The 26,906-nt window shown below is 66.0% G+C and carries 21 protein-coding genes; 8 read left to right on the top strand and 13 right to left on the bottom strand.

Annotated elements, in window-relative coordinates:
* The first annotated feature begins 135 nt into the window (after window positions 1-135).
* The 4 genes from U5A58_RS05220 (at window position 136) to U5A58_RS05205 (ending at window position 5,886) form a co-directional block, all read left to right on the top strand.
* Window positions 136-1,236 carry a Gfo/Idh/MocA family oxidoreductase gene (locus U5A58_RS05220; RefSeq protein WP_321960566.1) on the top strand — a complete coding sequence of 367 codons (1,101 nt, stop codon included), beginning with the start codon at window positions 136-138 and terminating at the stop codon, window positions 1,234-1,236.
* A gap of 1,066 nt (window positions 1,237-2,302) precedes the next feature.
* Window positions 2,303-3,886 (top strand): class I adenylate-forming enzyme family protein, encoded by a 1,584-nt coding sequence (locus U5A58_RS05215; protein WP_321960565.1) that lies wholly within the window; start codon window positions 2,303-2,305, stop codon window positions 3,884-3,886.
* A gap of 46 nt (window positions 3,887-3,932) precedes the next feature.
* On the top strand, window positions 3,933-5,087 hold the full coding sequence (locus U5A58_RS05210; protein WP_321960564.1) for an aromatic ring-hydroxylating dioxygenase subunit alpha: 1,155 nt from the start codon (window positions 3,933-3,935) through the stop codon (window positions 5,085-5,087).
* A gap of 37 nt (window positions 5,088-5,124) precedes the next feature.
* On the top strand, window positions 5,125-5,886 hold the full coding sequence (locus U5A58_RS05205) for an enoyl-CoA hydratase/isomerase family protein (protein ID WP_321960563.1): 762 nt from the start codon (window positions 5,125-5,127) through the stop codon (window positions 5,884-5,886).
* A gap of 18 nt (window positions 5,887-5,904) precedes the next feature.
* Here U5A58_RS05205 and U5A58_RS05200 read toward each other — a convergent pair whose 3' ends face one another.
* Entirely contained in the window at window positions 5,905-6,693 is a 789-nt protein-coding gene (locus U5A58_RS05200) for a hypothetical protein (RefSeq protein WP_321960562.1), read from the bottom strand.
* Between the two features lie 31 nt (window positions 6,694-6,724).
* Window positions 6,725-9,349 carry a LuxR C-terminal-related transcriptional regulator gene (locus tag U5A58_RS05195; RefSeq protein ID WP_415774172.1) on the bottom strand — a complete coding sequence of 875 codons (2,625 nt, stop codon included), beginning with the start codon at window positions 9,347-9,349 and terminating at the stop codon, window positions 6,725-6,727.
* A 242-nt stretch (window positions 9,350-9,591) separates the two neighbouring features.
* On the opposite strand from U5A58_RS05195, the gene U5A58_RS05190 reads away from it, so the two are divergent.
* Together U5A58_RS05190 and U5A58_RS05185 are read left to right on the top strand one after the other, a co-directional pair.
* Window positions 9,592-10,227 carry a glutathione S-transferase family protein gene (locus tag U5A58_RS05190; RefSeq protein ID WP_321960560.1) on the top strand — a complete coding sequence of 212 codons (636 nt, stop codon included), beginning with the start codon at window positions 9,592-9,594 and terminating at the stop codon, window positions 10,225-10,227.
* A 156-nt stretch (window positions 10,228-10,383) separates the two neighbouring features.
* Window positions 10,384-11,115, top strand: coding sequence for a helix-turn-helix domain-containing protein (locus tag U5A58_RS05185; protein WP_321960559.1), 732 nt, complete (start codon window positions 10,384-10,386; stop codon window positions 11,113-11,115).
* Between the two features lie 31 nt (window positions 11,116-11,146).
* Here U5A58_RS05185 and U5A58_RS05180 read toward each other — a convergent pair whose 3' ends face one another.
* Window positions 11,147-11,950, bottom strand: a complete 804-nt coding sequence (locus tag U5A58_RS05180) for an enoyl-CoA hydratase-related protein (protein WP_321960558.1) — start codon at window positions 11,948-11,950, stop codon at window positions 11,147-11,149.
* A 55-nt stretch (window positions 11,951-12,005) separates the two neighbouring features.
* Window positions 12,006-14,147 (bottom strand): fatty acid oxidation complex subunit alpha FadB, encoded by a 2,142-nt coding sequence (gene fadB / locus U5A58_RS05175; RefSeq protein ID WP_321960557.1) that lies wholly within the window; start codon window positions 14,145-14,147, stop codon window positions 12,006-12,008.
* A gap of 186 nt (window positions 14,148-14,333) precedes the next feature.
* Between fadB and U5A58_RS05170 the strand changes: the two genes are divergently transcribed.
* Complete coding sequence (locus U5A58_RS05170) at window positions 14,334-15,896, top strand: long-chain fatty acid--CoA ligase (protein ID WP_321960556.1); 1,563 nt, start codon at window positions 14,334-14,336, stop codon at window positions 15,894-15,896.
* Between the two features lie 19 nt (window positions 15,897-15,915).
* On the opposite strand, the gene U5A58_RS05165 is transcribed toward U5A58_RS05170, so the two are convergent.
* The 8 genes from U5A58_RS05165 to U5A58_RS05130 form a co-directional block, all read right to left on the bottom strand.
* Window positions 15,916-16,707 carry an SDR family NAD(P)-dependent oxidoreductase gene (locus U5A58_RS05165; RefSeq protein WP_321960555.1) on the bottom strand — a complete coding sequence of 264 codons (792 nt, stop codon included), beginning with the start codon at window positions 16,705-16,707 and terminating at the stop codon, window positions 15,916-15,918.
* Between the two features lie 26 nt (window positions 16,708-16,733).
* A complete protein-coding gene (locus tag U5A58_RS05160) occupies window positions 16,734-17,579 on the bottom strand; it encodes an alpha/beta hydrolase (RefSeq protein ID WP_321960554.1) in 846 nt (281 codons plus the stop codon).
* 26 nt (window positions 17,580-17,605) lie between these two features.
* Window positions 17,606-17,926 carry a 2Fe-2S iron-sulfur cluster-binding protein gene (locus U5A58_RS05155; protein WP_321960553.1) on the bottom strand — a complete coding sequence of 107 codons (321 nt, stop codon included), beginning with the start codon at window positions 17,924-17,926 and terminating at the stop codon, window positions 17,606-17,608.
* 12 nt (window positions 17,927-17,938) lie between these two features.
* Window positions 17,939-19,165 carry an NAD(P)/FAD-dependent oxidoreductase gene (locus U5A58_RS05150; RefSeq protein WP_321960552.1) on the bottom strand — a complete coding sequence of 409 codons (1,227 nt, stop codon included), beginning with the start codon at window positions 19,163-19,165 and terminating at the stop codon, window positions 17,939-17,941.
* Window positions 19,166-19,207: 42 nt separating this feature from the next.
* Window positions 19,208-20,374, bottom strand: coding sequence for a thiolase C-terminal domain-containing protein (locus U5A58_RS05145; protein ID WP_321960551.1), 1,167 nt, complete (start codon window positions 20,372-20,374; stop codon window positions 19,208-19,210).
* Window positions 20,371-20,802 carry a Zn-ribbon domain-containing OB-fold protein gene (locus U5A58_RS05140; protein WP_321960550.1) on the bottom strand — a complete coding sequence of 144 codons (432 nt, stop codon included), beginning with the start codon at window positions 20,800-20,802 and terminating at the stop codon, window positions 20,371-20,373. Before U5A58_RS05140 ends, U5A58_RS05145 begins: the two co-directional genes overlap by 4 nt.
* Window positions 20,803-20,832: 30 nt before the next feature.
* Entirely contained in the window at window positions 20,833-22,437 is a 1,605-nt protein-coding gene (locus U5A58_RS05135) for a GMC family oxidoreductase (protein ID WP_321960549.1), read from the bottom strand.
* A gap of 70 nt (window positions 22,438-22,507) precedes the next feature.
* The gene (locus tag U5A58_RS05130; RefSeq protein WP_321960548.1) at window positions 22,508-23,704 is read right to left on the bottom strand and encodes an aromatic ring-hydroxylating dioxygenase subunit alpha; all 1,197 of its coding nucleotides are present in this window, start codon (window positions 23,702-23,704) and stop codon (window positions 22,508-22,510) included.
* Between the two features lie 319 nt (window positions 23,705-24,023).
* Here U5A58_RS05130 and U5A58_RS05125 point away from each other — a divergent pair, with 319 nt between their 5' ends.
* Entirely contained in the window at window positions 24,024-25,229 is a 1,206-nt protein-coding gene (locus U5A58_RS05125; protein ID WP_321938158.1) for a cytochrome P450, read from the top strand.
* Between the two features lie 110 nt (window positions 25,230-25,339).
* On the opposite strand, the gene U5A58_RS05120 is transcribed toward U5A58_RS05125, so the two are convergent.
* Window positions 25,340-26,872, bottom strand: a complete 1,533-nt coding sequence (locus U5A58_RS05120; protein WP_321960547.1) for a class I adenylate-forming enzyme family protein — start codon at window positions 26,870-26,872, stop codon at window positions 25,340-25,342.
* Window positions 26,873-26,906 lie beyond the last annotated feature (34 nt).

Here is a 26,906-nt window from a genome sequence, read left to right as displayed (position 1 = left end):
CAGCGCCAGGCGAGTGGCTATGATAGGACGACGTCGAATGACGGCAACGTCGTACAAGTCAGACGTGTGGGCCGGGGGGCGGCACACTTCGAGCGAGACCGCTTGCCCCGATTCGATCAACTCGAGAAGATCCCGATGAGTACAAACGAGAGGCTCTGCCGCTGGGGCATCCTGGGCACTGCGAGCATTGCAAAAAAGAACTGGCACGCGATCATCAACGCCGGCAACAGCCAGATTGTCGCGGTCGGCAGCCGTTCCGCCGAGACCGCGCAACGGTTCATCGCCGAGTGCCAGGCGTCGGTGCCAACCCCCTACACGGTTGATGCCGTCGAAGGATACGACGCGCTGATTCAGCGACGAGACATCGACGCACTCTATATTCCATTGCCAACTGCACTTCGTACGGAATGGGCCATCAAGGCAGCTCAGGCAGGCAAGCACATCGTCATCGAGAAACCTTGCGGAGTCTCCGCGGCGGATTTGCAACGTATCATCGACGCTACCAATGCCTCGGGCGTGCAGCTCATGGATGGCGTCATGTTCATGCATTCGTCTCGCCTGCCTGCGATTCGGGCGGTACTGAACGACGACACGAGCGTAGGCGACATCCGCCGCATTACCAGCCATTTCAGCTTCATCGGTGACGTCGAATGGATCCAGCGCAATAGCCTGATCGAACCAGCCGGATGTCTTGGCGATGTCGGTTGGTATAACATCCGGCTTATTTTGTTTGCGTTGAACTACAAAATGCCCGTCGAAGCGCGTGGACGCATCTTGCAGGGTGTGCACCGCTCCGACGGATCAGGTGTAACGCCGACTGAATTCGAGGGCGAGCTGCTTTTTGACGACGGCGCTACAGCGACGCTATACAACGCCTTTAGCACTAGCCGCCAGCAATGGGCTTACATCGGTGGACTAGAGGGCTATCTCCACCTGAAGGACTTTGTTCTGCCCCACTTCGGAAACGAGGTTTCGTTTACCGTGGCCAATGACAGCTTCGCCGGAGACGGCTGTTTCTTCAACCTGGAGAGACACGAGCGAACAGTTTCTCTGCCCGAGTACAGCAACAACCACCACAACTCACAGGAAGCCCGTTTGTATCGAACCTTCGGCGACCTCGTCCTGTCGGGCAAACGAGATCCATTCTGGCCGGAAGTCGCGCTGAAGACGCAGCGGATAATGGATGCCCTGCTGGAGTCTGCTCGCTCGGACGGCATTCCCGTTACGCTGTCCTGACGCCACGCCTTTGAGCGCGCACGGCCAGCTTGGCCGCCAGCCCGCGCTTCTCCGCGTCTCGCGTTTTAGAGAACTGCGTCCGGCTGAAGTATGCCCCCCCCGCGGACGGCAAGTGCTTCGGCGCAAGCGTGCGTGCCGGGCGCCCGTCATACCGAACGGCTTTCTGGCGCGCTGGGCGCGACCACCGTGATTGCGAGTTCGTATATGTCGCATCTCGCGACGCGCAGGATCGAGGGCGATGTTGGGCAGTCGATGCTCGATGCCGTTCGCAACGAGTGCGCAATACGCCAGCATATTGCGTCATAGGTTTTTCGTCGCGCGAGATCGAAGTGTCCAGCGACTGTTCTCATCCTTGTCTCCCGGCGCCTTCGGAAACGGCCTGGAGTGCTTCGGAGCTCGCATCACATTCGCGCACGAAGCAGATCGGCGTGGTCTTCCACACAGCATTCAGCACCGGTGGCCAACTGCCACCGGATCCCGATAGCGCGCCTATCGTGCCGTGAAACGCGGTGTGCCGCCACCGCGAGGCATTGCCGAGCCCCCGGGCGCATCATCCATGCGCCAGAATCAACTCAAGCGGACACTGCTGACCACCGAGACACTGAGTGGCTCCAGTGTTTCACGGAAACACGACGCCATACAGCGCCATGAAGATAAGCCTTCTTGCATTGATAGCGGCGTTTGCCGCCTCGCTTGCCGAAAGGGAAGCCAACTTTGATTGCAGGGCGAGGACAGATTTCGATTACTACGCAGGAAATGTAGCGAGCCCGCCTTGGGCCAAGAATCATTGCAACCAGGGTGCATCTGTAAAAAATGCAACTCTCTTAGTTTCAAAAGGTTAGACGAGGCGCGCAGGACAGGTTTCAATTGCGAATCACCAGCGCGCGCCCGAGCAGGCGAATCGTCGGAACCGACGACGCACGACGTGCGCGCGAGCCGTCAGAATCAGGGCGATCGGCCGCCCCGCGCCTGCCTCATCGCCGCATCTGATAACACGAAGCGGCGCATCCCAGCCAGGGCGCAATCCGCATAAACAGGCGACTCAATCGCCATTCGGAGACACAACGTGAATCTCGCCCGCTATTGCTCCTATTGGGCCGCCATGCGCGGCGATGAACCGGCCGCCGTTTTCAGGGGCGAGAACCTCACATGGGCCGAATTGGACCGGCGCGCCAACGCGCTGGCCGCGAGCCTCGCGCGCATAGGCCTCGGTCGGGGCGATCGCGTAGGCTGCCTCCTCAACAATTGCCTGGAATGGGTCGTCACCTGGTGCGCCGCACTGAAAGCCGGCGCCATCCTGGTGCCGTTGAATCCGCGCTATGGCGACGGCGAACTGCGCGAGATCGTCGCGAGCGTGGGCTGCACTGCGCTCGTTTCGCTCGCGCGCGATGTCGAGCGTCTGGCGCCGTCCGTCGCGGCGCGCGCGAACGGCTCGGCCGACATCCACCTGTTCGCGCTGCAGGCCGATCTTGCGCCGATCGCGTTCAGAGAGGCGATCGAGGGAGACGCCCACCCGCCTTCGATCGACGTGCAGCCCGACGACATCGCCGTGGTCACGTTCACATCGGGCTCCACGGGCCTGCCCAAAGGCGCGATGCTGAGCCACCGCGCCATCCGCGCCATGGGCATGAGCACCATCGCGGCAAACCGCTTCACCTCGGAGGAGCGCGTGCTCCTGCTCGCCCCATTCGCGTTTACGGGCGGCATCATCTCGGTCTATTCGCCGACCTATCTCGCGGGCGGCTGTATCTATATCGAGGAATCCGCGGATCCCGAGCGCGCGCTCGGGACCATCACGAGCCAGCGCATCACGGCGATCACGGGCGTCCCCATTCTCTGGGAGCGCATGGCCGATTCGCCTCAGTTCGCCACGGCGGACCTCGCGTCGCTCAGTTCCGCCGCGACCGGCGGCGCGCCTGTTTCTCCTGCGCTATTGCAGCGTTACATCGAGAAAGGTGTACGCATCCGCCAGGTCTACGGCTGCACCGAGGCGAGCGGGCTGATCGCCACGCCCAACGAGCAACACGCGCTCGAAAAGCCCTGGGCCTGCGGCGTGCCGCTGCCCACGGTCGAAGTGCGCGTGGTCGATGTGTCAGGTGCGCCCTGCCAGAGTGGCGAGGTGGGTGAGCTGATCCTGCGCGGCGAGCAGATGTTCTCGGGCTACTGGGGCAACGAGGCCGCCACCGCCGAAGCATGGCAGAACGGGTGGTATCGCACCGGCGATCTGGGCCGAATCGACGAGGCGGGCCACATCCAGATCACGGACCGCAAGAAGAACATGGTTATCAGCGGCGGCGTCAACATCTATCCCGCCGAAGTCGAGCGCGCGATGAGCGCGCTGCCCGGGGTGATCGAGATCGTCGCGTTCGGCATGCCCGACGCGAACTGGGGCGAACGCGTGGTCGCCGTCGTGCACGGTGCGCAAGGGCTCGATGCGCGCGCGCTGATGCAGGCAGCGCGCGCGGCGCTTGGCGCCTACAAGACCCCGAAGGAGATCGTGTTGGTCGAGGAGAGCCTGCCGCGCACCTCGACGGGCAAGCTGCAGCGCACGAAGTTCGCGCAGCTCTATGAGTCGCTGCGCGATGCCGCGCGCGTTTTCGCGAACGATGTACCCGCGCCCGACAAGGCCCTCGCCGCTCCGCAACCCTGAGCGGCGACCCGGCGCGTAGCCTCGGCTTCTGCAAAGGATCGACTCCATGTACTTCAGCCCCGAACGCAACAAGCGCTTTGCACAACGGTTGTTCGAGCATGTGCGCAACGGCACGACCGATCAGACGGCCGACATGCTGCCTTACGATCTGTCCATGTACGTCGACACGGAGATCGCCGCCGCCGAGCGCACGAAGATCTTCGAGAAGCTGCCGATGATGGCGCTCCACAGCTCGCAGGTACCCGAACCCGGCGACTTCGTCACGGTGCAGCTCAACCGGACCGAAGCGATCGTCTCGCGCCAGAAGGACGGCAGCGTCAAGGCGATGGTCAACGCGTGCCGCCATCGTGGCGCCACCCTCGTCAAGCAGGAATCGGGCAGGCGCAATCTGTTCGTGTGTCCGTATCACGGGTGGAGCTACGCGGGAGACGGTTCGCTCAAGGCGATCTCGTTTAGCGAGACCTTCGGCGCCTGCCGCACAGATGAACGGCGCCTCGTGCAACTGCCGGTCGAGGAGCGCCACGGCTTCGTCTGGATCGTCGAGCATCCGGAGGGCAGCATCGACGTGGCCGCTCATCTCGGCCCCGAGATGGACACGCTGCTCGCCGAGTACGGACTCGAGCGCTACCACGTCTGGCGCAGCGCGACGTTCGAGTTCGACCAGAACTGGAAGATCATGCTCGAAGGCGTGCTCGACGGCTATCACGTGTCGTTCGTGCACGGCGCGACGATCAAGCCGTACTTCTATCTGAACATGATGGCGATCGAGGACTTCGGCCACCATCATGTGACGGCCACGCCGCGCCGCGCAATCGACAGGATCCTCGACGAGCCGCCGGGCCAGTCGCCGCTCGACGAGTATGCGGTGTTCGGCAATCTCGTCTCGCCGAATGCGACTTTCGTGCTGCATCCGCATCATATCGAGCACTGGACGATCTACCAGAACGCCAGGGACCCCGGCCGATGCCGGGCGATGCTGCGCATCCTCACGCCGCACAAGCACCTCGACGAACGCGGCGAAGCAATCATGGAGAAGAACTGGAACATCGCTTCGGCCGCCATCCTCAACGAGGACGTGCCCGTGGGCAACAGCATCCAGGCGTCGGCGAACATGCCGCATGCGGGTCCGGTGCTGCTCGGCCTCAACGAAGTCGGCAACCGCGTGTTCCACCGCGCCTGGCGCCACTACATGCAGGACTGAGCGCCTCCCTTCCCTTCGACCTTTTCGCCGCACGCACATGAACGAACCCGCATTGCTGATCGAGCGCCCGCACGAGGGCGTGCTGCAACTCACGCTGAATCGTCCGCGCGCGCTCAATGCCGTCACGATCGAGCTCGCGGACGCACTGGCGGACGCGCTAGCCGCCTCAGCCAGCGACGAGACCGTGCGCGCCATTGTCCTGACCGGCGCAGGCGAGCGTGCATTCAGCGCGGGCTACGACATTCGCGAGATGGCCGCGATGCAAGCCGATCAGATGCTTGGCGCCACGCTGCACCGCTGCCCGGTGATCCACACGATCGCGCGTCATCCCAAGCCTATAATCGCCGCGCTCAACGGTCTCGCGCACGGCGTGGGCGCGCTCTACGCAATGGCGGCCGATATCCGCCTCGCGTGCCCCGAAGCGGACTTTCGCGTCGCGGCAACGCTGCACAACGCCGCCGAAGGCGCATGGCAATTGCCACAACTCGTAGGCGCCGCGCGCGCGAAGGAGATCCTGATGACAGGACGCATCGTGAGTGCCGGGGAAGGCCTGCGCATTGGCCTGTATCACGAGGTCGTCGCGCGCGCCTCGCTGCTGGAAACGGCGCTCGCGAAAGCGCGCGAGATTGCGGCCTTGCCGCCGCTCGGCGTGCAATGGGTCAAGCGCTTGATCGACGAAGGCCACGGGCGCACGCTCGACGAGCAATTCCACGCCGAGCAGTTCGCGCTCGCGACCGTCATGCGCCCGGCCAACGGACGCGCGACGTTCGAGTCGTTCCTCGGCAAGGCCGATTCCTGAAACCGGCCTTCCGCGCGCCTACCGCGGATCGAAGAAGCTCAGCGCATCGCCGGCCGTTTCGCGCTCGAAGCGCCGCACGACGCCAACACGCAGCGCCGTTCCGTATCGCTGAGGCTGCGAACCGAAGCACGTTCCGGCGGCCGGACCACTGTGGCGCGCCGGCTCCCCGATCATCGATTCGATGTCGATCCGCTGGCTGCGCGCAACGAACAGCGCGCGCTGCATGATGAAGTAGTGCTCATGCTGCTGCTGCGGCACGTGCGTGCGCACCCATGCCATGAACCCCTTCAGCACGCCGATGCCGCCGTAGGCGGGCGGATCGACGATCGTGTCGTTCCCGTCGATGGCGAACGCCAGCAGCGTTTCGCCATTGCGAGTGAGCGTCGCGCGGCGCGGGCCGTCCACGGCATCGGGCACCGTCACGTCATAGCGGCAGTCGGCGCGCCGCGCACTGGCATGGGTCGCGGCAAGGCAGAACATGTCGTACATGTGCGTGCATTGCGAAGCCGCATCCGTGTGGCGCGCGATATCGAACAGGTTGTCGCTCAGGCGGCATCCCACCATCGCATCGGCCAGCGCCTCGGGCGCGCCTGCGCACGAGCTGAGCGGTTGACGCACCCAGCCCGCCCGGACCGCCGTGACGCGGTCGTCGCGGTGCTCGAAGTCGATCTGGAACGCGTGCACCGGGTCCTCCATCGCGAGGCTCACCCGTCCCGGCGCCGGACTGCGGATGGCCAACGACCTCACGTACACGCCATTTCCATACGCCGCCCGGTAGGGCATGGTGCGCGGTTCAGGTCCGCTCATTCTCTTTTCCCTTCCGTCTGATTGCGGCCGTCTAGCGGATGATCCCGAGGCGCCGCGCAGTGGCCACGGCCTGCGTGCGGCTATGCGCTCCGAGCTTGACGTTGATGTTGCGAAGGTGCGTGCGCACGGTGCTGTCCGAAACGAAGAGCTTGTTCGCAATGGCGCTGTTCGAATCGCCTCCCGCGAGCAGTTGCAGCACGCGGATCTCGCTGCGCGTGAGCGGCTCCTGCAAGCCACTGTTGCCGACCTCGGGCGCTGGCCCGAGCACTTTGAGCAGGCGCTGCACGTACTCAGAGAGGATAGGATTGCGAAGCGCGCCGGCCTGCTCGCGCGACAGCGCGTCGTAACACTGGATCAGCGGCGCGACGGCCGGGCCTTCCTCAAGGATGAGGCGCACGAACCCCTCTTCGCTCGCGGTGCGCAGCACGGTGTCGGCTTCCTTGACGGCCGCGCCGAGGTCGCCCGCGCGCTGCAGGCCGATCGCATGGAGCAGACGCAGTTTGAGCAACCGGCGATAACGCTGCGCCGCTTCGGCCGCCGCCATTTCGCGCGCGATGAGCGGCAGGGCCGAGTGCACGTCGCCGAACGTCAGCTCCCAGCGCAGCTTCGCCAGCGCGTAGTACTCCAGATCGTGTGCGGGCAGCCGCTGGTCGCGCTCGCGACCCCAGACCGCTTCGTCGTTGGCGCGCCGCAGTTCATCGAGCGACGCCGCGCTGTTGCCCTGGAGCAGCAGCACGCGCGCGCGCTCGAGCTTCGCGCTCGCCACCACACGCGGCAACTGGCGCAGATGCCCAACGTATTCGAGCTCGGTCAAAAGCAGCAGCGCGCTCTCCACGTCGCCGGAAACGAACGCGATACGCGAGCGGGCCACGTGCGTCATGATCATGTGGTCGGGCAGCCCGATATCGCGCGCGAGCGGCAAATAGACGTTCAGCAGGCGGTCGGCTTGTTCGAGCTTGTCGGCCTCGTAAAGGGTGCAGGCGAACAGCACACCTGCCCACGCATTGCCGTGCGAGTGCGGATAGCTCGTTTGCCGCGTGGCGTCGACGGCCAGCTGAAAGCGTGCGGTGGCCTGGCGCATGCGGCCGCCGTACAGATCGAGCAATCCTTCCGACGATTCGATGTACATACGGTTGAACGCGCTGCTGCCCTGCTCGCGGCGCGCCTCGTCGAGCAGCCGCTGCGCCTCATGCTCCTCGCCGAGCGTCGCCAGCACGTTCGCCGTCACGTTGAGCAGCAGGCTATCCGCGAATGGTTTGCCCGTGGGGAGCGCGGCCATCGCCACGCGGCCCGCCTCCAGCGCTTCCTCGTAACGGTCCTGCATGGCCAGCAGCAGCGGACGCAGCGCCGCGACATTGGCGCGCACGCCTGGATCGTCGCTCGCGATGCAGCGCGACGTTTCGAGCTGCTGCATCGCAACCCACGGCCCCTGCGTGAAGCAAGTGGCCCACAGCGCCATGACCTGAAGAAACGGATGAGCGTCGAGCAGCGCGGGCGGCAGCGCGGCGAACCAGCGCGCGAGCATGCGCATGCGCCCCTGCTCAAGATACGGTTCCGCATACTTGTCGAGCAGATAGACGGCCTGCGGAAAGTCGCCGCCTTCGATCGCGTGATCGATCGCCTGCACCACGCGTCCCTGCGACTCGTACCAGCCCGAGGCCGCGAGATTGAGGCGCATGACGTCGTCGGGCCGCTCCCGCACGAGCTGCGTACGCAGGAAATCCGCGAACAGGCTGTGATAGCGCCACGCACGCGTCTTACCCGCTAGCGGCGTGATGAACAGGTTCATCGCGTCGAGGCGTTCCAGCATTTGCTCGCAGTCCACGCGCGGGCAGATCGCCTGGCACGTCGGCGCGTCGAGCTGGCGCAGGATGCTCGTGCGCAAGAGGAAGTCGCGCACATCCTCAGGCTGGCTCGCGAGCACGTCTTCGGCGAGATAGTCCGCCACGCCAATATCCGCGCCCGAGAAGCGCTCGATGAAATCGGCGGCATCGTGGCTGCGCTCGAGCGCCATCGAAGCGAGCCAGAGCCCCGCGATCCAGCCCTCGGTTTTGCGGCGCAGCTGGTCGAGCATGTCGATGGAAAGCCGGATCGCACTGCGCTGGCCGAAGAATTTGTCGGTCTCGCGCAAATCGAAGCGCAGGTCCTCCGTGTCGATCTCACAGAGCTGGCCGCGCGCGCGCAGGCGCGCGAGGCCGAGCGCGGGCAGGTTGCGCGAGCCGATGACGACGCGGCAGCCGTGCGGCAGCTGATCGATCACTTCGCGCAGCCAGCCGAGCACGGCGGGCTCATACACCGTTTCGAGATCGTCGAGAAAGAGCGCGAACGGCCCCTGCCAGGAGGCTAGCGCGCTGATGGGGTCAACGCGCGCGTCGACGCCAAGCCGTGCAACGGCCTTCGTGAGGTTGTGATGAAAACGCGAGGTGTCGTTGTCCGAACGGTCGAGCGTGAGCCATGCGCTCGTCACGCCGCGCGCCTCCAGCATGCGAAAGCTCTGTGTGAGCAAGGAAGTCTTGCCGAAGCCGGCCGGCGCGCGCACCAGCACGACCTTGGCCGGCGTAGAGCAGATCTTGTCGCACAGCGCCTCGCGCGGAATCTGCACGCCGCCCGCCGTGGGCGGCATGACCTTGACCTTCAGCGATTCCAGAAAACGCATCGAGGTGGGCGGTCCCTCTCCACGCGAAGCAGATTGGGAAAGGCCTTCAGTTGACCTGGGCAGTGTGGGAACGATGGTGTCCATTGAGCGGCTGCCTTGTCTGGGTTGAGCAAGAACCTGGGGAAAGCCGCGGCCGGGCCGCGCGCGTTGTTTGACGCATCGCAATGATTATCTTATTCTATTAGATAAAATCGCAGTGCGTATTTACCCCGACAGAACCCCGCAAAACCGGGAGGAGACGAATGCTGAAGCTCTATCATTGCAAGGATGCCAGGTCGTTCCGCTGCCTTTGGCTGCTCGAAGAAATGGGCAAAACGTACAATCTTATTAACTTAGATTATCCTCCAAAGGAAACCGCCCCGAAGTTCCTCGAGATCAACCCGGCCGGCACGGTGCCCTGCCTTGTCGACGGCGAGACCACGCTGTTCGAGTCGGGCGCGATTCTCGAATACCTGACTGCCACCGACGCAAGCAACGCGTTCGCCGTGCCGCCAGGCCACCCCGAGCACGGCAACTGGCTCAACTGGCTGCATTTCGGAGAAGCGTCGCTCACGGTGCCGCTCGCGGCCATGTTCCGCTACGCGCATCGCTTGCCCGCGGAGCAGCGCCAGCCAGGCGCAGCGGCCGACTGCCGCGCGCAGTTCGTCGAGCGGGTCGCCGTGCTCGATCGCGCACTCGCGCATCGCGAATACCTTGCGGACGGCCGCTTCACGAGCGCCGATATCAGCGTTGCCTACGCGCTCATGCTCGCCAAGGCGCTCGGCCTTGGCGGCGAGTTGCCGCCGGCCGTTTCCGCCTACCTCGACCGGCTCTGCGCGCGCCCGGCATTTGCCGCCGCGCGCGCCGCGCAGAAAGCCGCGCCCGTCGCCACGCTCTAGTTTGCGCGCCGCCGCGCCGCCGCAGGGTGGCGGCGCATGCCGCCGCCCCTTGGCACGCGCTCCCGAGGCGGGCACACTACGCACACACGATGAGCGGCCCCTGCCCGGCGCGCGCCGCACCGGAAGCGACCCTTTTATCTATGAACCGGAGTTTTTGTGGGACGACCGACCAAGCCAATTATTTCGACCGAACGCGCCGCGCGTGCCGCGCTCGGGGTAATCGACGTCCGCGGGCTGGACGCTTTCAGCCTCGAACTCGTCGCCAATCGAATGGGGATCAAGGCGCCGTCGCTCTACTATCACTTCAAGAGCAAGACCGCCCTGCTCGCCGAGGTGGCGAGGCTCATTCTGCTCGACGTCCAGATTCCGGAAGAACTGGAGGGGGACTGGCGCGAGCGCATGATCGCGCTCAGCGTGGCGACGCGCCGCTCCGTCCTTCAGCATCCGAACGCGGCGCCGCTGCTCCTGCAGTTCTTTCCGCGCCATCTGCTGCTCGGCAGCTACGATCACTGGATCCGCGACTATCCGTTGCCGCCTGATCAGCACATGATTTTTGTCGAGGGCCTCGAAAAGCTGACGTTCGGCTCGGCGCTTTTCGAAGCCGCCTGCCGCGCACGCGGCGTGGAACCCATGCCGCAGTTCGATCACGCCCGCTATCCGCACCTTGCCGAGGCGCTGCGCACGAACGCGCTCGACGATGAGCAACTCTTCATCGAAACGATACGGCGCTTCATTGACGGCTTCGCGGCCTATACAACCGACAAGAAAAATGCTGCGAAGAAGAAGCCCGCGCGCAAGACAGCGGTCCGCAAGCCGCGCAAGACTGCCGAAAGTAACGACACCGAAGCGGTCGCGGCATCAGAAGCCGATACGGTGCAAGACGCATGAATGAGGGGCATGCGCCCCTCGCACGGCACCCTCAGCGCGAGCCGAACACAGGCTCGCGCCGCTCCAGAAAGGCCTGCACGCCCTCCGCGAATTCCGGCTGCTCCAGCAACTCGCGTTGACGCGAAGTCTCGTACACGAGCTGCTCGTCGAGCGTATTGGCGAATCCCGCATCGAACGCACGGCGCGCTTCGAGCGCGCGCGATGCGGGCAGCCGCGCCAGCCGTTGCGTGAGGGTGAGCGCCTCCTCGCGCAGCCGCTCGTCGTCAACGCACGACCAGATCAGGCCCCACTCCACCGCCGTCTCAGCGGGCAGGCGTTCGCCCAGCAGCGTCAAAGCGCTGGCGCGTGCGCGGCCCAGCAGGCGCGTGAGGAACCACGTCGCGCCCAGATCGGGCAGCAAACCCAGCTTCGGCACGAAGGGCAGATAGAAGTACGCCGAGCGCGCAGCCACGACAATATCGGCCGCGAGCGCGATGCCCACACCCGCGCCCGCGGCCGCGCCGTTGAGCGCGACCACCACGGGCACCGGCATCTCGCGCAGGTCGGTCACGATACGGTTGGACAACTCGTGCATGAGGTCGGCCGTACGCTGGCCGAGGCCGGGCGTGCCCGGCGACATCGGCCCTTCGGTCGAAATGTCTGCGCCCACGCAGAACGCCTTGCCCGCGCTCGTGAGCAGCAGCGCGCGCACCGAGCGGTCTGCGCGAACTTCGGCGAGGCGCGCGCGCAATTGCCGTTGCAGATCGAGGCTCAGCGCATTGAGCTTGGCGGCCTCGTTGAGCGTGATGATCGCGACGTCGCCATCGCGCTCGAACAGTATCGGTGATGCAGTCATGGTGTACCCAATCGAAAATGCTGGCGGGGGAGCAGCGCTCGTCGCGCTGTCTCCGTTACGCCGGATAGAAACGCCGTTGCGCGGCGGCCATCTCGCTCAGGAGCGCCGGTGCGCGGTACGCCTCGCCGAGTGGCGCATAGTGCGCGAAGCGCGCGAGCAGAGCGTCGAGGCCTAGCCAGTCCGCGTACTTCAGCGCGCCGCCCACGTGCGCCGGGAAACCGAGGCCCAGCAGCAGCGCGGTATCGAGTTCCGCAGGCGTGTCGACCACGCCCTCCGCGAGCGCATGAATGGCCTCGCCGATCATCGGCAGCATCATGCGCTCCACGATCTCGGCGTCGGCCATGACGCGTGTCGCGACGGCCCGTTGTTGCGCGAGCAGCGCGTGCGCTTCGGGCGAGACGCGCTTGCGCAGCTTGCCCGTTTCGTCCTTCTCGTAGCCATAGAAACCCGCGCCGGACTTCTGGCCGAAGCGCCCGTTCGCGACCATGAGGCGCAGCGCGCTGCGCTCGTCGGGACGCATGCGCTCGGGATAGCCTGCGGAAATCACGTCGACCACGTGGCTGCCCACGTCCATGCCCACGACGTCCTGGAGATACGCGGGACCCATTGGCCAGCCGAACGCCTCCATGGCGCGATCGATGCGCTCGAAGTCCACGCCCTCGGCGACCATCTCGACGAAAGCGTTGATATAGGGCGTGAGAATGCGATTGACGAGAAAACCCGGGCAGTCCTTCACGACGATCGGCGTCTTGCCCATCGCCACCGCATAGCCCACGGCGGAGGCCACGGCCGTTTCGCTCGTGCGCTCACCGCGTATCACCTCGACAAGCGGCATTACGGGAACCGGATTGAAGAAGTGCATGCCGACAAAGTTCTCAGGACGCGCGAGCGGCACGGCGATATCGTCGATGCGCAAGCTCGAAGTGTTCGACGCGATCACCGTGTCGGCGCGCACCTGCTGTTCCAGTTCGACGAGCACCTTGCGCTTGACGCTCAGATTTTCAACCACGGCCTCGATGACGAGGTCGCTCTGATCGAAGCCCGCATAGTCGAGTTGCGGCGTGATCGAGGCGAGCACTTCGTCGGCTCTCGCCTGTGCGAGACGGCCCGCCTTCACCTGCCGCGCGAGCTGGCGTCCGGCCTCGCCCATGCCCAGATCGAGCTGGCCCTGCGCAATGTCCTTCAGCCGCAGCGGCGTGCCGCGCAGCGCGCTCGCATAGGCAATGCCGCCGCCCATGATGCCCGCGCCGAGCACGGCCGCGCGCGTCACGGGACTGGCCTTGGCCGACCACGCATGGAACTGTTTCTTCAGCGCCTGCTGGCTCATGAAGGTCTGCACGAGCGCGCCGGCGGCCTGGGTTTTCGCGACTTCGGCAAAGGCTCGCGCTTCCTGATCGAGCGCGGCGTCGCGCGAGAGCGTCGCGCCTTGCTGCATCGTCTGCGCGGCGCGCAACGCGGCCGGCTGATGCGGCGACGCGGCTGCGCTCACCTGCTCCAGCGCGGCGTCGAATCCGGCGCGCGCATCGCTCGTCATCGCGTCGCGCTTGCGCTGCTGCGCGGCCCGCCAGTCCGCTTCGCCCGCCACGGCACGGCGCAGCAAGTCGAGCGATGAGGCGCGCAAGCCGGCTGCGGCCGCCACGGCGTCGACCACGCCCGCCTCGCGCGCCTGCGCCGCGCCGAACTGCTTGCCCGTGCGAATCCAGTCGACGGCCACCCGCGCACCCGCAATGCGGCCAAGCCGCACGGTGCCCCCAAGCCCGGGAAAGAGCCCGAGGCTCACTTCGGGCAGCCCCACGCGCGCGGTCTCGGACATGACACGCAGCGAGCACGCCATCGCCAGTTCGAGGCCGCCGCCTAGCGCGAAGCCGTTGATCTCGGCCACCGTCGGCACCCCAAGATCCTCGAAAGCGGCGAGCGCTTCGTTATTGCGCCGCACGTGTGCGGCGATTGCTTGCGCGGAACGTTCGAACAGCGCGCTGAACTCGCCGATATCGGCGCCGACGATGAACACGTCTTTCGCGCTCGTAACCAGCACGCCGCGCACAGACGCGTTGCGCGCGATCACGGCGCTCGCCTCGCGGAACTCGTCGAGGGTGCGCTGATCGAGCTTGTTGATCGCCTCGGCCTGCCGATGAAAACACAGCTCGACGAGACCCTCCTCAATCGGCTTCACTTGAATGCTTTCGCCCGCGAACACACCGTTCTCCTCATGATTTTCGGATGGCGGCGCACGCACGGCTGCAAGACGAAACGCGCGCCAGATTGCAGTCGATGATAGGCGGGGGGCGGGTGCTCAACATCGTCGAATCCGACGATTGAGCGCTTGCGCGCACAGGCCGATCATCGGCGGGGGCGGCGAGCGCCCATCACGTGGAGTCTCTACATGCATCTCACCCAACCCCTGCACAAAGCGCTGCTCCAGAAGCCCGACGCACCGGCGCTGATCTGCGGCGAGCGTCGCCAGAGCTTCGCCGTGTTCGTCACGCGCGTGGCCCGGCTCGCGGCCGTGCTGCGCGAAGCCGGTGTGAAAGCCGGCGAGCGCGTCGCGATGCTCGGCTTCAATTCCGACCGCTACGTCGAGTATCTTTACGCGGCCTGGTGGGCCGGCGGCGTGATCAACCCCGTCAACGCGCGCTGGAGCGCGCGCGAGATGGCCGCCTCGCTCGACGATTGCGACACGCGCATCCTGCTCGTCGACGATCCGTTCCTGCCGCTGGTCGACGAACTGCGCAGTCTTTCACGGTCGCTCGACACGGTGCTGCGCTTCGGCGACGGCGCATACGTTGCATTGCCGCCCGGCGTTGACGACGCCGCCGTGCGCATGGCCGCCGCCGCCCCAATCGAAGACGCACGGCGCGGCGGCGACGATCTCGCCGCGATCATGTACACGGGCGGCACTACGGGCCGCCCCAAGGGCGTCATGCTCACGCACGCGAATCTCTACGTGAGCCAGCTATCGAGCAACCTCGCGGCGCCGCGCCCCGACGACGCCGTCGGGCTGAACCTCGCGCCGCTCTTCCACGTGGGCGGCCTCGGGCTCACGCTGCAATTGATGATGCGTCTGTGCGCCCAGGTGCTCGTTCCGGCGTTCGACGAAGAGACCATGCTGGCGCTCATCGAGCGTGAGCGCGCGAGCGAGACCTTCCTCGTGCCGACGATGCTCAAGCGCCTCATCGATCATCCGCGCTTCGCGGCGCACGATCTGTCGAGCCTGAAGCTCGTCCTCTACGGCGCGGCGCCGATCGACGAGGCGCTGCTCAAAGCCGCGCTCGCGCGCCTGCCGCAAACGCGCTTCTGCCAGCTCTATGGCATGACCGAGCTATCGCCGGTCGTGGCCGTGCTGCCGCCATGGTGTCACGACCCCGCGCAGCCACCCGCGCGCCTGCGCGCCGCAGGACGGCCCGTGCCGATCGCGGAGGTGCGCGTGCTCGCAGCTGATGGCACGACGGCGCGCGCGCATGCGGTTGGCGAAATCGTCGCGCGCGGCCCGATGACGATGGCCGGCTACTGGAACCAGCCCGAACGCACGGCCGAGGTGCTGCGCGAAGGCTGGCTGCACACCGGTGACGCGGGCTATTTCGATGAGGACGGCTTCCTCTACGTCGTAGATCGATTGAAGGACATGATCGTGACGGGTGGCGAGAACGTCTATTCGGCCGAGGTCGAGAACGCCATCGCACAGATGCCGCAAGTCGCGCTGTGCGCGGTGGTCGGCGTGCCCGACGACCAATGGGGAGAGCGCGTGCATGCGGTCGTTGCGCTACGCGCGGGTGAGACGCTTGACGAAGCGGCCGTCATCGCGCATTGCCGGACCTTGATTGCACGCTACAAGTGCCCCCGCAGCGTAGCGTTCGTCGATCAGCTTCTGCTCTCGCCGAGCGGCAAGATTCTCAAGCAGCCGCTGCGCGACACGTACTGGGCCGCGCGCTCGCGCAAGGTCAACTAAGGCCTTACGTGCTCATGGTTCAGCGCGGGAACTGTGCGTCGTCCACGCGCACGCAAATGCCCGTCACGAACTCGGAGGCGGGCGAGACGAGGTAGAGCAGCGTGCCGTCGAGCTGGGCGGGTTCGCCCGCGCGCTTGCGCGGCATGCGCGCGAGCGCGGCTTCGCCGTGAGTGGCGAGATGCTCCGCCGTCATTTCCGTGCGGAACACGCCGGGTGCGATCGCGTTGACGTTGATGCCATGCCGCGCCCACTCCATCGCCAGCGCCTCGGTCAGCCGGATCACGGCGGACTTGCTCGCGCAATAGAGCGCAGCCCCGCTGCTCGCCGTGTAGTGGTACGCGCCCACCGAAGCCACATTGACGATGTGGCCTGGCTTGCGCGCCGCGATCAGCGCGCGCGCCACGGCTGAGGCCAGCACGAAGGGCGCGCGGAAGTTGGTGTCGATGATCGAATCGATCTCGTCGAACGTGAGGTCGGTCGCGAAGCGCCCTTCGGCCACGCCCGCGTTGTTGACCAGGATATCGACGACACCGAACTGGGCCTCGATGCACGCGAGCGCATCGGGCAACGCACGCGCGTCGCGCACGTCGAGTTCGAGCGGCAGCGCGCGGCCGCCGGCTGCGCGAATCTCACCGGCGAGCGCCTCTAGCCGGTCGAGCCGCCGTCCCGCCAGCACAACCGCCGCCCCTTCGCTCGCCAGCACCTGGGAGAAGCGGCGGCCAAGGCCGCTCGAAGCCCCGGTGATGAGCGCTACGCGGCCGTCGAGTCGCGTCGTGAAGTTTGGTAATGCGAAGGGAATCGTCTGGTTCATGGTCGTTGGCATGAAAGAAGGCGCGCTCACGCGAGCGCGGCGAGAAAGTCTTCGATCGCTTCGTTGAACGCGTCGTTGCGGTCGCCCGCCACCATGTGGCCCGCGCCCTCCACATCGACGTACTGCGCCTGTGGGATCAGATCGAGCAGGCGCCGCGCGCCTTCGTCGCTGACGACGTTGCTCGCCTTGCCGCGCACCAGCAGCGTCGGCACGCCGATACGGCGCGCGGCGGCTTCCATGCGCGCGGTCATGGCGTCAGGCTGGATGCGAATGGGCCCGGTCTGGAACGCAGGGTCCCAATGCCAGTACAACCGCCCATCGGCATGCTCGCGCAGGTTTTTCATCAGGCCTTCGTTCGAGGCAGGACGGGGACGATCGGGCAGATAACGGGCCACGGCGTCGGCGGCCTCGTCTACGCTCGCGAAACCGTGCAGATTCGCCCGCATGAAATCGCGGATATGGCCCACCCCCTCCGCCTCCATGCGCGGCACGACGTCGACCAGCACGAGCGCCTGCGCGAAATCGCCGCGAAGCTCGCCCGCCGCCACGAGCGCGGTAGCGCCGCCAAGCGACGCGCCGATCAGCACGGGCGCGCTCTCGAGCGTCGCGACCACGGCATCGAGGTCGGCAACGAAGGCGTCGATGGAATAATCGGCGCCCGCCGCCCAGTCGCTTTCGCCATGACCGCGCAAGTCGAGCGAGATGACATGATGGCCTCGCCGTGCAAGGTCGGCCGCCGCACGGCCCCACGAGTAGCGGGTCTGCCCGCCGCCGTGGAGCAGCACGACGGGCGGCTCGCCGATGCTGCCGCCTACGTCGGCGGCGAGCGTCACGCCGCCGGAAGCCTTGAAGCGTTCGGTGCGCAGCGGCATCGTTGCGTTCTCCACTTGCAGGCTGCTCAGTACTGCGAAGCCGGCAGCCGGATCACGGCGCCGTCGAGCGCCTCGCTCACCTTCACCTGGCAGCTCAGGCGGCTCACCGGTTCGGGGTCGAGCACGCAATCGAGCATGTTGCGCTCCTGGTTATCGGGGCTGTCGAGCCGGGTTGCCCAAGGCTCGTCCACATAGCAGTGGCAGGTCGCGCAGCTGCACACGCCACCGCACTCTCCAATGATGCCCGTCACGCCGTTCGCCACAGCCACCTGCATCAGACTCGCGCCGGTCTGCGCCTCGACTTCGACGCTCGCTCCATCGTGAGAAATAAAAGTAATCACCGGCATGTTCATCCCCTTTCACATCACAAAACAATCTTTGATATCGATGGATTCGTCCGCGACCCGCTGCGGATCGGCCGACTGCTGCTCGGCCAGAAAGCGCTTGCTCATCATGAATTCCTTGGGCCGGTTGACGGCGTCCACGGCGATCAACCGCCCCTGCCGGTAGTAGAACGCCGCGAAGCTGCGTCCATTGCGCGGGTCGCCTCGCGTCACCACGTCGTCAAAGCCTTCCGACAAGCCCGCAATCTGCAGCTTCAGATCGAACTGGTCGGACCAGAACCACGGCAGCGCGCGATAGGGCGCAGGTTTGCCGCACAGCGCGAGCGCGGCCGTGCGTGCCTGGTCGTTCGCGTTCTGCACGGATTCGAGCCGCAGCCAGCGCGCGTAGATCGGGTTGAAATGACGCGTGCAATCGCCAATCGCGTAGATGTCGGGGTCGCTCGTGCGCGCATGCTCGTTCACGACGATACCGTTGTCGATCTTCAGGCCCGCCTGTTCGGCCAGCGCGACGGCGGGCAGCACGCCCACGCCGACGATCACGAGATCGGCTTCGAGCCAGCGTCCGTCGCCAAGCCGCACGCCGCGCACACGGCCCTCGCCTTCGATTGCCTCGACTGCCACCCCGGTGAGGAGCCGCACACCCTCTTCCTCGTGCACGCGCGTATAGAACGCCGAGACCTCGGGCGCCGTCACGCGTTGCAGCACGCGCGACTGCGCTTCGAGCACGGTGACGTCGAGGCCGAGCTTGCGCAGCGAAGCCGCGGCTTCGAGTCCGATGTAGCCGCCGCCCACGATCACCGCGCGCGCGCCGGGCACGATCGCCTGGCGCAGCGCATGCACGTCGGCGATCTCGCGCAGGTAGAACACGTTCGCCAGCGAGTCGCCCGGCACGTTCAGGCGGCGCACGTGCGCGCCTGTCGCGAGCACCAGCTTGTCGTAGGCGAGTGAGGTGCCGTCGTCGAGCGTTACGCGGCGCGTGTCACGATCGATCGCGCGTGCTCGCACGCCAAGGCGCACGTCGATCGCCTGCTTCTCGTAGAACTCGCGCGGACGGATCAACAGGGTGTCGTCGCTGTCGTTGCCGCACAGGAACGTCTTCGACAGCGGCGGCCGGTGATAGGGCAGCACGGCCTCCGCGCTCACCAGCGTGACCGGTCCCGTCCAGCCCTCCTGCCTCAGGCTTGCCGCCAGTTGCGCGACGGCATGGCCGCCGCCGACGATCACGCAATGCCCTGCTTCCATGCTTGCTCCCTGCAATGCTCTGTCGTTCACGGCACGGCGTCCTCAAAGATCCTCGGTGCCGAACAGCGCCGAGCTGACCGTCGGCGCGCCTGGGCCGCCCGCCAGCAGGCAGATCTTCGCGTCCGGCACTGGGTTGGCCGATTCGCCGCGCAGCACGCGCACGGTTTCGATGGCCGTGCCGATGCCGTGCACGAAGCCGTGCGCGAAATTGCCGCCCGAGGTGTTCACAGGCAGCTTGCCGTGCGGCGCGATGAGATTGTCGAAGCGAATTACCTCGGCGACGTTCTCGAAGGTGCAGAAGCCGTGGTCGATGAGCGAGGCCACGCCCTGCGCGCTGAAATTTTCGTAGAGCTGCACGACGTCCACATCCGCGGGGGTGAGGCCGGTATCGCGCCACAGCCGCCGCGCGATCGGACGAAAGCCCGCCGACTCGTAATCGACATCGTTCTCGGCGAGATCGCCCCAGCCCTTCGACGCGCCATTGGCCACGCCGAGCAGCCGGATCGGCTGCTTGCGCAGGTCTTTCGCTCGCGCCGTGGAAGTGAGCAGCAGCGCACCCGCGCCGTCGTTTTCGCGCGAGCAGTCGAACAGGCGAAACGGCTCGGCGATCCGGCGCCCGTTGCGGTAGGCATCGAGGTCGAGTTCCTTGCCGAACGCAGTCGCCTCCGGATTGCGCGAGCCGTGGTAGTACGACGCGCGCACCAGCTCCTCGGCCACACTGGGCGGCACCTTGTGATATTCGAAGAGGCGCTGGGCGCGCAGCGCGCAGATCTGCGCGGGCGCGAGCAGCCCGCCGCCGATCACGTGATCGTTCAGATGGTGGCGCATGACCGCCGCCGACATGCGCCCGCTATTGCCCTGCACGAGCGCGCGGAACACGACGACCGCCTCGGCCTGGCCGGTTGCGATCGCCGCCGCCGCGACGCCGAACGCCGCCGCGATACCGCCGCCACCGCCGCCCCAAACCTGGGTGTTGAAGCGCAACTCATGCGTGCCGAGGTCGGACATCAGGCGCACCGGCTCGTTGTGGTCGTCGCCATAGGCGACGAAGCCGTCGATGTCCTGGGGCGCAAATCCCGCGTCTTCGCATGCATCGAGGATCGCGCGCACCAGCACACCTTGCTCGGGCTCGGGCGCCGCGCCGCGCTTGTACTGGCGCAGCCCGATACCGGCCACGGAAACCGAGTTGCAAAAAGGCGTGCGGCTCATCGCGCCTCTCCCTTCGCCTGCGGCGTGACGGGAGAGGCAAGATGCCAACGCAGCGCCGGAATCGACTCGCCTTCGAAACTCACAGGGCGGACCTCTCCAATCACGGCTTGGCCGATTGTTATTTCGGCATCCTGATCGGCTAGCGTGCCGATCAGCCGCTTGCCGCCGGCGCCTTCCAGCTCGACCACCACGCTCACGAACGGCAGCCCCAGCTCGGCGGGGGCGCCGAAGTCGTGCCACGTGCGAGTCCAGCTGAAAATGCGGCCCTTCGGCTCGACTTCACTCCAGCGATGCTCCCACGAGCCGCAATCGCCGCAACGCCAGACCGCCGGCCAGTTCCATTTCTCGCAGCCCGCGCATTGCTGCATCTTCACGACGCCACTCGCCAGCGCGTCCCAATACGCGCGGTCCGCTCCCAAGCCTTTCACATTGAGTCTCCTTGTTGTACGCGCAACGTTTCAGCGCGCGGCCTCGCGCATGATGAGGTCGGCGGCGCGCCAGGCCATCGCCATCGTCGGCGCGTTCGTGTTGCCAGAAGGAATTTGCGGGAAGATCGACGTATCGACCACGCGCAGCGCCTCTACACCGCGCACACGCAGCTCGGGATCGACGACCGAAGCGGCGTCGCTGCCCATGCGGCAGCTGCCGACCGCGTGATAGCCGCAGGTGCCGAATTTGTCGTAGGCTTCGATGATGGCGTCGTCGCTCGCGCACGCAAGGCCGGGAAACGTCTCCGCCTCGATGAAGGCCCGCAGCGGCGCCTGGCCCGCGAACTCGCGCGCGAGCTGCACGGTGCGGATCATCAGCGCGCGATCCTCGGCCGTGACGCGGTAGTTCGGCTTGAGTTCCGGAAGCTCGTGCGGATTCTTGCTGCGAATGTGGATCTCACCGCTCGACGTGGGCCGCAGCGGATAGCCGACAATGCTCATGCCCGGCTGCTTTTCGAGCGCGGTGCGCTGCGTCGAATAGTCGAAACTGAACGGCGCGACGAGAAACTGGATGTCGGGACGCGGCACGGTCCGGTCCGACTTGAGCCACATGCCCACCTCGTACGCCGCCGAAGCCATCGCGCCCGTGCGCGCCGTGTAGTAGCGCAGCATGTTGCGCAGCAGCGGCAGGCCCGCGTATTCGCTGTTGTCGGACATCGGCACCTTGAGGCGCCATTGCTGGATGATGCCGCGATGCTCGCGCAGATTGCGGCCGACCTCGGGGCTGTCATGCACGACCTGGATGCCCAGTTGCGCGAGCTGCGCCGCCGCGCCCACGCCGGAGCGTTGCAGGATCCCGGGCGAGGCCATCGCGCCCGCCGCGAGAATGATCTCCTTGCGCGCGCGCAGGACCATGCGCTCGCTGCCGCTCAGCACCTCCAGCTCCACCGCCCGCTTGCCCTCGAAACGAATGCGGTCGACCGTGGCATCGGCGATCACCTGCAGGTTGGCGCGATGCAAGACGGGATCGAGAAACGCCGTCGAGGCGCTCTGCCGCCGCCCGCGCCAGATCGTGCGCGACGCGTAGCCGACGCAAACCGCGTTGTCGGGATCGTTGACGTCTTCCTTGCGAGCAAGGCCCATTGCGCTGCCCGCGGCGATCATGGCTTCCGTGAGCGGCGTGCGCCGGTCGGCGAGCGTGAGGCGCAGCGCGCCGTTGCCGCCGCGGGTTTCGCCTTCGCCCAGTTCGTGGGCTTCGAGCGCGCGATAGGCGGCGCCGATGTGGCGCCACGACCAGTCGTCGCTGCTCACTCGCGCGAGCTCGTCGAAATCGGCGGGCTGGCCGCGCACGTACATCATGCCGTTCACGCTCGACGACCCGCCGAGCAACCGGCCGCGCGCCCAGATCTCGGGCTGGTAGGCCGTGGCGGCCTCGGGGTCCGCGCGATATTGCCAGGTGCGCTTCGGATCCGCCATCACCTTCGCGAGACCCTTGGGCATCTGGATGAACGGATGCTTGTCGCTGCCGCCGGCCTCGAGCAGCGCCACCGTGACGCCGGGCGTCGCGGACAGGCGGTGCGCGAGCACGCAACCCGCCGCGCCGGCGCCCACGATCACGTAATCGAATTCGCGCATCTGTGTGTCTCCATCGTTTTTTGTGGTCCGGTGCGCTGTGTCGCGCTTGCCGGTAAGGCCGGCTGCGTGATCAACCGTGGGCGCCCGGCCCGCGCGCATGACCGAGGAACGACTCGATCGAGCGATGGAACGGGCCGATCATCTCCTCCATGCCGCCGAAGTACACCTCGTCGATGCCGCCCGCGCACATGGCGGCCTGCTGCAGTTCGGCCGCGCGGAAGTCCTCGCCGCCGAATACGTCGTGGATCAGCTCGAACGAGCGGCGGAACAGGTCCTCGGCCTTGGCCGACTCCGCCGGCCCGCGCGTGAGCATGTAGTACTCGACGATCGTGCGGTCCTTCGCGCGCGGCATGAGGATCATCACGCTGAAGTAGTACGGGCTCGTGATGACGACCGTGTTCGGGAATACGAGGTAGGCGTGCGTCACGTACTTGTGCAGGTTGTCGACCGGTCCCTTGAGGATTTCCGGATCGAAATTCGCCTTGCCCGAGGTCTGACACTGGTGATGGCCGATGCGGCGATAAACGCTCGGCACGTCCACGAACATCGAGGCAATCGAGTTCGCGTGCAGACGCTGGATGTGATAGGCCTCGAGGAACGGCTCCATCACGAATTTCCAGTTCGCCTTGAGATCGTATTGGCGGCGCCCGTACACATGCATGTTCTTGAGCCCGAGCGCGTCGAGGTCGGCGCCCAATTGGTCCGACGCGTCGAGCATGGCGGGCTGCTGGCTGTGGTCCATGCCAACCCAGATCAGGCCGCCCGCCTCATAGGCCTGGAGCGGCACGAGACCCATATCGCACTTCTTGATCGAAGGGAAAGTCTCGGCGCGCGGCAAGCCGACGAGCTTGCCGTCCATTGCATAGGTCCATGCGTGGTAGGGGCAGGAAAGCCGGCCGCTCTTGACCGGCTCGCTGCCCTCCACGAGCTTCGAGCCGCGATGGCGGCACGCATTCAGGAACGCGCGGATTTCGCCCTTGCTGTCGCGCGTGACGACCATCGGCACGCCGTAGCCGTCCACCGGCAGCGACATGCCCGGCTCCGGCAGATAGCACGAAGGCGCGACCACCACCGGCACGCGCTTGAAAAGCTGCTGGATCTCCAGGTCGAAATGTTCGTCGCTCAGATAGATCGAGGTCGGCTGCTTGTCCTCGCGTGTCGGAATCTCTGCCTCGCTGTGCGGCTTGAGCGCACGAATCGCTTCCCACTGGCTTTCGGTCAGGCCGAGCGGTGCCGGCTCGATTGCCATTTCGTTCTGGTTGGTCACGCAATCCTCCTTGCCTGCGATGGGTGTTGCGGGTCTGGCAACGCTGGCCACGCCCGCTTCGTCGGTATGGAGGCAGATTATTCCCAGCTAAACCTAATGTCAATAGGTTTAACCCGTCCAACTATCGCCTTCGTGGCCAGCTACGACAGGGATGCCACGTGATCTGCGGGGTTACCCGACCTTATAAATCTAAAATTTGTAGATTAATATGCGCTTCGCAATCGCAATCTGAAGCCAGCACTTGCCGGGGCCGCTGTCATTCACTTCCGGCAAGCACTCACACGGGCGCACCGCCCCGACTCGACGCCGGAGTTCTACCGTGACCACCCAACTCGTGCCATTGCCTGAACACGTTTCCCCAGCGTTGCTTTACGACTTCGACTTCCTTGGCGACACGCGCGTCTCGTCGAACGTTCACAGCGACTACGAAAAGCTGCATCGCGACGCGCCCGACATCTTCTACACGCGCCACAACGGCGGTCACTGGATCGTGACGCGCTACGATGCCATCGCCGAAATCGTTCGCGACCCGGAACACTTCTCGTCCGCCGAGCAGCAGATCCCGCGCATCGACCCGCCGCCCGTTTTCCTGCCGCTCAGCCTCGACCCGCCGCACAACATTCCTTATCGCCAGGCGCTGATGCCGTATTTCTCGGCCAAAGCGGTCAAGGACATGGAAGCCAAGATCCAGTACTGGGCCAACCGGCTCATCGACGACGTGATCGAAACGGGCCGCTGCGATTTCGTGGACGACATCGCCTCGGTGTTTCCGGTTTCGATCTTCATGGAATTGATGGGCATGCCGCTCGAGCGCCTGCGCGAATTCCGCGCGCTCTCGGACGAGTTCTTCAAGACCAACGTCGCCGCCGAACTGCACGCGCTGAGCGCGCGCATCATCGGCCTGATGACGGAGTTCATCGAGCTCAAGCGCCAGCAGCCCGCGGACGACCTCATCAGCCACCTTCTGAAGGTCGAGATCGACGGCCGCCCCGTGCGCATGGAAGAGATCCAGAACATGTGCTTCCTGCTGTTTCTCGGCGGCATGGACACGGTCGCCAACGTCACGGCGTTCACGTGGCGGCAACTGGCGCAAGACCCGCAGTTGCAGGCACGCCTCGCCGCCGATCCGGCGCTGATCCCGAAGTTCGTTGATGAAGGGCTGCGCTGCTTTGGCGTGATCAGCACGCCGCGTCTCGTCGCGAAGGACTGCGAGCGCTTCGGCGTGACGTTCCGCAAGGGCGACATGGTGCTCAACATGCTACCCATCGCGGGTCGCGACGAGCGCAAGAACGAGGACCCGAACCGCTTCGATATCGACCGTCCGAAGCGCGAACACCTGACGTTCTCGAGCGGCGCGCATCTGTGCCTCGGGCACTTCCTCGCGCGTGCGGAACTGCGCGTGCTCACCGAGGTGTGGACGAAACGCATTCCCCGCTTCTCGCTGCTGCCGGAAGTCGAGCACCGGTATCGCATGGGCTTTGGGCTCGCGCTCCTGAACCTGCCGATCGAGTGGCCGGTGAACTGACGCGCCATGCAAAAAGCCGGCGCCCGTTCGAGAACGGGTGCCGGCCGGACGAGCGCTTGAAGAACGCCTAGGACTCAGACATAAGCGCCCTTCGCGGGCGCTTTTTTCGTTTACCGCACGCGTTCCAGTGTCTGATGCGCGTTCGCATATTGAGCGCGCAGCGCGGGCTTGGCGAGCTTGCCGGTCGCGAGACGCGGCAGCGGATCGGTGCCGATCACCATGTAGCGCGGCACCTTGAAGCCGCTGAGGTGCTCGTTGCAATGCGCAACCACCTGCTCGACCTGAAGCGAGGCGTCGCCGCTGATGATGGCAAGCGGCGTCTCGCCGAACTTCGCGTCGCTCGCCGCAATCACGGCGACTTCGCGCACGCCCGGCACTTCGGCGATCACGCGCTCGACCTCGGCCGCCGAGATGTTCAGACCGCCCGAGATGATGATGTCCTTGATGCGATCGAGCATCGTAAGCGAGCCCTCTGCATCGACCTTGCCGAGGTCCCCTGTACGCAGCCAGCCATCGACGACTACCTTCGCTGTCGCCTCCGGATCGTTCCAGTAGCGCGCCATGACACCCGGCCCGCGAATGACGATTTCGCCCGGCGTGTCGGGCGGGCAGAAGCGCCCCTGCTCATCGATGATCGCGATGCGCGTATAGGGCGAACCGCGGCCGCATTTCTCGGGGCTGGCGAGCGAGCCTTCGTCGCTGTTGAAGGTCGCCTGGCCGCCCGCCTCGGTCTGGCCGTAGAGCTGGCGCAGCACCACGCCCTTGTCGAGCCACGCTTGCAGCAATTGCCTCGAAACCGGCGCACCGCCCACGAGGCTGTAGCGGACACTGGTGAGGTCTGCGTCCCTGAATTCTTCGCAGGCCGCCATGCGTTCGAAGAAGATCGGCGTGCCCATCACGGTGGTCATCTTTTCGCGGATGATCTTCTGGATCGCCGCCTTGGGATCGAAGGCTTCTTCGAGGTAGACCGTGCCGCCGTAGGCGAGGTACTGCGTAAGCTGCACGTAGCCCGCCGACGTGCACAGCGGCGCGAACACGAGCACGCGCGCGCGATCGATCGCGGCCGGCCGCGCCATGCAGGTGTCGGACATGTAGCCGCACAGCGTGCGATGCGTGTAGACGACGCCCTTGGGCCGCCCCGTCGAGCCGCTCGTCGAAATGATCACGACGTCGTCGTCGGGGCCGATGCCGCGCAGCGGTGCGCCGCCGCGCGCCGGGTTCGCGGCTTCGCCACGCAGCGCGCGCACCGCATCGAGCCCGTGGACCGTCACGCCCGGTACGTCCTTCGCGACCTCGGCCGCGAGCGTGGCGCGCTCGGCGTCGTGAAAAACGAAGCGCGCCTGGTAGCGCTCGGCGACCATGTACGAGGCTTCGCTCACCGTGAAGCGCGGGTTGACCGGCGCAAGAATGCCGCCGGCCAGCATGACGCCCTGGGCGAGCACGGCCCATTCGAGACTGTTGGCCCCGATGACAGCCACGCGGTCGCCGCGCTGGAGGCCCTGCTGCTCGAGCCACGCAGCGAGCGCCTCGGCCCAGCGGTCCAGCTCGGCATACGTCACGCTATCGGAAGATGCGACGATAGCGGGCACGTTGGCGCGCTCGATCGCCCACCACTTGAAGGTATCGATGAGGGTTGCAGACACGGCTATCTCCTGTGGCCCTGGCGATGCTCGCGAG

This window comes from Paraburkholderia sp. J7, assembly GCF_905220155.1.
Classification (GTDB): domain Bacteria; phylum Pseudomonadota; class Gammaproteobacteria; order Burkholderiales; family Burkholderiaceae; genus Paraburkholderia.
This window is presented reverse-complemented; position numbering and strand designations above follow the sequence as displayed.